The organism is Kitasatospora sp. NPDC056800 (assembly GCF_042789775.1).
GTDB lineage: Bacteria > Actinomycetota > Actinomycetes > Streptomycetales > Streptomycetaceae > Kitasatospora.
On the sequence record NZ_JBHUAL010000354.1, the window covers coordinates 1 to 4196 of the forward strand.

At 72.8% G+C, this 4196-nt stretch carries 6 protein-coding genes; 3 read left to right on the forward strand and 3 right to left on the reverse strand.

What is annotated here, in order from left to right:
* Positions 1-39: 39 nt before the first annotated feature.
* Entirely contained in the window at positions 40-426 is a 387-nt protein-coding gene (locus ACFRQN_RS40010; RefSeq protein WP_380745565.1) for a fucose-binding lectin II, read from the reverse strand.
* 224 nt (positions 427-650) lie between these two features.
* On the opposite strand from ACFRQN_RS40010, the gene ACFRQN_RS40015 reads away from it, so the two are divergent.
* The gene (locus ACFRQN_RS40015; RefSeq protein WP_380745567.1) at positions 651-1271 is read left to right on the forward strand and encodes a DUF2306 domain-containing protein; all 621 of its coding nucleotides are present in this window, start codon (positions 651-653) and stop codon (positions 1269-1271) included.
* On the opposite strand, the gene ACFRQN_RS40020 is transcribed toward ACFRQN_RS40015, so the two are convergent.
* Positions 1265-1477 carry a hypothetical protein gene (locus ACFRQN_RS40020; protein WP_380745569.1) on the reverse strand — a complete coding sequence of 71 codons (213 nt, stop codon included), beginning with the start codon at positions 1475-1477 and terminating at the stop codon, positions 1265-1267. The genes ACFRQN_RS40015 and ACFRQN_RS40020 overlap by 7 nt on opposite strands.
* A gap of 495 nt (positions 1478-1972) precedes the next feature.
* On the opposite strand from ACFRQN_RS40020, the gene ACFRQN_RS40025 reads away from it, so the two are divergent.
* Positions 1973-2428 (forward strand): hypothetical protein, encoded by a 456-nt coding sequence (locus ACFRQN_RS40025; RefSeq protein ID WP_380745571.1) that lies wholly within the window; start codon positions 1973-1975, stop codon positions 2426-2428.
* 90 nt (positions 2429-2518) lie between these two features.
* Here ACFRQN_RS40025 and sigJ read toward each other — a convergent pair whose 3' ends face one another.
* Positions 2519-3460, reverse strand: coding sequence for an RNA polymerase sigma factor SigJ (sigJ, locus tag ACFRQN_RS40030; RefSeq protein ID WP_380745573.1), 942 nt, complete (start codon positions 3458-3460; stop codon positions 2519-2521).
* Positions 3461-3636: 176 nt separating this feature from the next.
* Between sigJ and ACFRQN_RS40035 the strand changes: the two genes are divergently transcribed.
* A complete protein-coding gene (locus ACFRQN_RS40035; protein WP_380745575.1) occupies positions 3637-4113 on the forward strand; it encodes a carboxymuconolactone decarboxylase family protein in 477 nt (158 codons plus the stop codon).
* The last annotated feature ends 83 nt before the right edge of the window (positions 4114-4196 follow it).

The following is a 4196-nucleotide window of genomic DNA, read 5'->3' on the forward strand; positions in this document are numbered from 1 at the left end:
GGTCCGCGCCGGGCCGGAGGCCTGTCCGTTGCCCTGCGGCTACTTCGGCGTGTACCAGCTGAACTCGAGGATGGTGTCGTTGTAGTCGGCGTCGTCGCCGTTCTCGGCGACGAGCACCATCAGGTTGTAGGCGCCGATCTCGTACGGGCCACCGGAGTTGAGCCTGCTCGGCTTGAAGACGCCGTCGCCCTCGCTGAACTCGAAGACGGCGGTGAGGCCGGCCTGCCCGGTGATGGTCTCCTGGCCGATGACGGTGTTGCGCTCACCGGCCCCGACGAACTCCAGGCCCACGGTGCCGTCCTGGCTGGTGAGCCGCACCTTCTGGGCGCTGGACGAGTTGGTCTTGGCCTTGACGGTGACCTGGGCGCCGGCGGGCAGGCTGATCTCGGCGGTGTTGCCCTTGACGAAGACGTAGGCGTCGGACATGGGATTCCTTCGTTCCGGAGGGAGTTCTCGTGGTGATCACCGCTCACGCTAGCCGCGCCGCGATCGATTCCAAGGAACTCTGTTCCGGAATAACACTTTCGAGGGAACGATCTTGACATCGGGCGCCAAGTGCCAACCCCCGCAAGGAAGGTGGGGTTCTCTGGGGGTCCCTCTCGGGGGCAACCCGGATGTCGGCCCGGGCCGCCAGACCCGACACTCGGTCCATGCGCATCACACGGGCCGGTTGGGCCGTCATGACGGTGCTCGCCACCCTCATCGCCGTGATCTCCGCCAAGTACTTCAGCTTCGACCCCGCGGGGTTCTTCGAGCAGCAGCGCGCCACCTACCTGAGCCACGAAGTCCCGCTCTACATCCACATCTTCGGCGCGATCACCGCACTCGCGGTCGGGCCCTGGCAGTTCTCCGCCCGCCTGCGCGAGCGCCGGCCGCGCCTGCACCGCCGGATCGGCGTCGTCTACCTGCTCGGCTGCCTGGTCGGCGGGGTGGGCGCGCTGCTGCTGGCGCCCGTCGCGTACGGGGGAGCGGTCGCGAGGCTCGGCTTCGTTGGCCTGGCCGTGGCCTGGCTGGTGACCGGCAACGCCGGGCTGCGGGCGATCCTCGACGGCCGGGTGGCCGACCACCGCCACTGGATGATCCGCAGCTTCGCGCTCACCTTCGCCGCCGTCACGCTGCGCCTGATGCTGGTCGCCGCGACGGCCGCGCACCTGGACTTCCGCACCTCCTGCACCGCCATCGCCTGGCTGTGCTGGGTGCCCAACCTGCTGCTCGCCTGCTGGTTCACCCGCCCCCGCCGCGCCGTCGCGGAGGTGGTGACAGGTCAGTAGGGGTGCTTGTCGGGCCTGGCCCTCCACGCGTCGTACGGGACCTTGCCGAGTTCGGGGCAGAACTGCACCATGCGGATGCTCCGCTCCTCGATGGGCTTCTTGAAGTCGTCGTACTGGTAGTCGTCGCTGAACCCGATGTCCTGGGTGTCCTGCGGGTCCTGGCTGAAGTAGACGGCCTCGCACCGGGAGCAGTAGATGGCGCTCATACACATCGGGCACGGCTGGCCGCTGGTGTAGATCTCGCAGCCCTTGAGCATCCGGGCCCGGAGCGGCTCCTTGTCCGACGGCTCGCTCGGGATGAGTTCCAGCGTGCTCTCCCGCTCGGCGACGGTGGGCTTCCCGGTGTCGGGCGCAGGGGAGCCGGCGGCGGGGGAGTCGGAGCAGGCGGCGACCAGGCGGACCCCGGCGCCGAGTGCGAGGCGGCGCGGGGCGTCGCGCCGGCCGATGACGCGGGCCGCGGCGATGAAGTGCCGGAACGTGCCGAGGTGACGGTCGCCCGGGTCTCCCCCGTGGACGGCTTCCTTGATCGAACCGGGGGATTCCGGCCCCGGCTAGCCCGGTCGGGCAGCGGTGTTCCTCCGCCCGGGTAGCCGGTACGGCGGGCCTCCGCGCCGGAGTCGGGGGTTCGGGTACGGATCGGGCTCGACGCGGGGAACGGCCCCGCGTCGACGCACCCCGAGCCGCAACCCTCAGGAGCCCCCGTGGCCCGTATGAAGCCCCTCGTCCTGACCGCCCTCGCCGTCGCCGTCACCGGTGTCCTGGCCACGGGCACCGTGGCCGCCGTCGCCGACGGCAAGCCCAGCCACAAGCCCGTCGGAGAGCCCGTCGGCGAGCTGGCGGGCAAGCCCGTGGGCAAGCCCAACGTCAAGCCGACCGTCGTCGTCCCGCACGGCCCGGCCGCCGTCAGCCCCGCACTGATGGCCGCGCACGACCAGGTCGTCGGCGACTGGATCGACGTGGCCCCCGGGGACAACGGGGTCGCCATCGTCAGCTGTCCGTCCGGGGAGGTGCCCACCGGCGGTGGCGGCCAGACCAGCGCCTTCCGGATCTTCGTCACCGACTCCTACGCGACCGACAACTCCTGGGTCGTGCGCGGCACCAACACCGGCACCGGGACCGAGTCCATCCGCGCGACCGCCGTCTGCACCGCGCTCTGACCTTCCGGCCGGCCTTCCGGCCGCACCTGTACGACGAACGGCCCGGGCCCGGGCGGTGGTTGCCGGGGCCCGGGCCGTTGCGTCGCCCGGCTACTTCGGCGCCGGCAGCAGCCCCAGGCCCGAGACCGGCCCGAGGTGGGCGAGCTTGTCGGGGTTGGACACGGCGTGGACGGACCGCACCGCGCCGTCGGCGTCGATGTCCAGCTCGATGACGCCGGCCACGCGCTGCTCCGCGTCGTACACCACCGCGCCCGGGCGGCCGTTGACCCGGGCCGGGACGAGGCGCGCGCCCAGGCGGCGGACCCGGCGCAGGCCGCCGGCGAGCAGCTGGGCGACGCGGCGCGGGTCGGTGAGGGAGTGGGCCAGTGCGCGGGCCTTGCCGCCGCCGTCGCCCTGGAACACCACGTCGGGGGCGAGCATGCCGAGCAGGGCGTCCAGGTCGCCGCCCTCGGCGACCTCGAAGAAGCGGCGGGCCAGCTCCTCGCCCTCCGCGCGGCGGGCCGGGGCCGGGGCGACGGCCTCGTCCTCGTGCGCCGCGGGCGCCAGGCGCTTCCTGGCGCGGGCGAGGATCTGACGGCAGTTCGCCTCGCTCCTCCCCACCATCTCCGCGACCTCCGGGTAGCCGTACCCGAAGGCCTCGCGCAGCGTGAACACCGCGCGCTCGACCGGCGAGAGGGCCTCCATCAGCACCAGGAACGCCATCGACAGGGTGTCCGCCAGCTCGGCGTGCTCGGCCGGGCCGGGCCGCTCGGCGGTGGTGACGACGGGCTCGGGCAGCCACTGGCCGACGTAGGCCTCGCGGCGCACCCGGGCGGAGGTGAGGTGGTTGATGCCCAGGCGGGTGACGGCCGTGGTCAGGTACGCCTTGGGGTCGGCGATCGCGGTGCCGGCCCGGTCGGCGCGGGTGAAGCCGAGGAAGGCGTCCTGGACGAGGTCCTCGGCGTCGCCGACCGAACCCGTCATCCCGTACGCGATGGAGAACAGCAGCGGACGGTACCCGGCCACGCCCGCCGAACCCGCCGAACCCGTCATGTGGACCCCCCCGCCTGCCCCGCGACCGTGGCCAGCAGGCTATCCGAGGCCCGCCGGAGCCCACCGGCGGGTGGTGTGGCGCAGGTCACGGAGCCCGGGCGGCCGGGGGATGTCACAGAACGGCGGGCCGTCCTGTCTCAAGGGGCAGCAACGGAACAGCGACCGAGGAGCACGCCATGGAACCCCGCCTCAACCCCTTCGCCAGCCCCGTCATCGGCAAGGTCCTCAAGCACCTCATCGCGGCCAACAAGCCCATCGCCGAGTCGGCCCTGCCGTACACCGTCCAGGAGTTGGTGCGGCTGCGCGCCAGCCAGATCAACGGTTGCGGCGCCTGCATCGACATGCACTTCAAGGAGGCCGTGCACGCCGGCGAGGACCCGGTGCGCCTCAACCTGGTCGCCGCCTGGCGCGAGGCCACCGTCTTCACCGAGGCCGAGCGCGCCGCGCTGGAACTCGCCGAGCAGGGCACCCGGCTCGCCGACGCGGCCGGCGGGGTGAGCGACGAGGCGTGGGCGAACGCCGCCGAGCACTACGACGAGGAGCAGCTCGCGGCACTGGTCTGCGTGATCGCGCTGATCAACGCCTTCAACCGGGCCAACGTGATGATCCGCCAGCCCGGCGGCGGCTACGAGGTCGGCATGTACCACCACTGACCGGCGCGGCTCCGGGCCCCGCTCCTTCCCCAACCGGCCCGCCGGGTACGGCCGGTGGGGAGGGCGGGGCCCGGGCGGTGCGC

What these genes read in the sequence shown, in the direction of transcription:
- ACFRQN_RS40010 (WP_380745565.1), bottom strand. Translation starts at nt 426, where the DNA reads ATGTCCGACGCCTACGTCTTCGTCAAGGGCAACACCGCCGAGATCAGC.
- ACFRQN_RS40015 (WP_380745567.1), top strand. Translation starts at nt 651, where the DNA reads ATGCGCATCACACGGGCCGGTTGGGCCGTCATGACGGTGCTCGCCACC.
- ACFRQN_RS40020 (WP_380745569.1), bottom strand. Translation starts at nt 1,477, where the DNA reads ATGAGCGCCATCTACTGCTCCCGGTGCGAGGCCGTCTACTTCAGCCAG.
- sigJ (WP_380745573.1), bottom strand. Translation starts at nt 3,460, where the DNA reads ATGACGGGTTCGGCGGGTTCGGCGGGCGTGGCCGGGTACCGTCCGCTG.
- ACFRQN_RS40035 (WP_380745575.1), top strand. Translation starts at nt 3,637, where the DNA reads ATGGAACCCCGCCTCAACCCCTTCGCCAGCCCCGTCATCGGCAAGGTC.